Below are 771 nucleotides of genomic sequence, written 5' to 3'. Positions count from 1 at the left end.
GTACAAGGTGTCTCGCATTTTTGAGATCTACTGGCTCACCACCAGTCGCTGGCAACTCGCTATCGCTCTGTTAATGGCGTCGGCCCTTCTACTCAGCATTTCTATGGGATCTACGCACAGGTTGCTCCCGCCGCTGGCTCTCAAAGCGGTGTTGATCGAAACAATAGCGATTGCGCTGCTGGGGATCGATCCGATCAGTATCGAGCCCTCGACTCTGTTGTTGGTGCCAGTCTTCACATGCCTTGGCGCGATGTTTTATCGTGAGGGAATGGTTCTGCGCACCCAGACTCCCACGAGCATCGCTCTAGCGCTAACCTTTTTGGTCCTGCCCCATCTGCTCAGACTTGGCTCCATTTCCAGTTACTGGGGGAGCGTTTCGCTTGCTGCCTTGTTCTGGATGCTCGCGGTCGTTGCATTCCTCAGCCCTCTTGCGCAAGAGGGACGCAGCGTCGCCGCCCTCGTTCCCCTGACGGTGTTGGCACAGTTGCTTACTGCTTCGGTGGTCAATGCTGGCATCCTCAAGGGTTGGCGTCAGGTGAAAATCTGCGCGCTTATACCGCTGTCACGCCCCTGCCGGGTGGTGCAAAATTGGTGCTGTCGCACTCCTTCCACGACTATCTGGCCAAGGCCAGAGCCCATGCTCGTGCAGCCGGCCTTGAAGTCGGTACCCCGGTGATCGATCTCTCTGATTCCCCGACTCTGATGTACGTGCTCGAGACGCGAGCGCTCGGTCAGCCATGGCTGATCGGGGGATATCCCGGCAGTAGCGCA

1 pseudogene is annotated in these 771 nt (G+C 57.8%); it reads left to right on the top strand.

Annotation, left to right across the window (positions count from 1 at the left end):
- A pseudogene (locus I6F16_RS37460) lies at positions 1–676 on the top strand (hypothetical protein); the annotation flags it as partial.
- Between the last annotated feature and the right edge of the window lie 95 nt (positions 677–771).

This window comes from Bradyrhizobium sp. IC4060, assembly GCF_020193715.1.
In the GTDB taxonomy this organism is placed as follows: domain Bacteria; phylum Pseudomonadota; class Alphaproteobacteria; order Rhizobiales; family Xanthobacteraceae; genus Bradyrhizobium; species Bradyrhizobium yuanmingense.
This window is presented reverse-complemented; position numbering and strand designations above follow the sequence as displayed.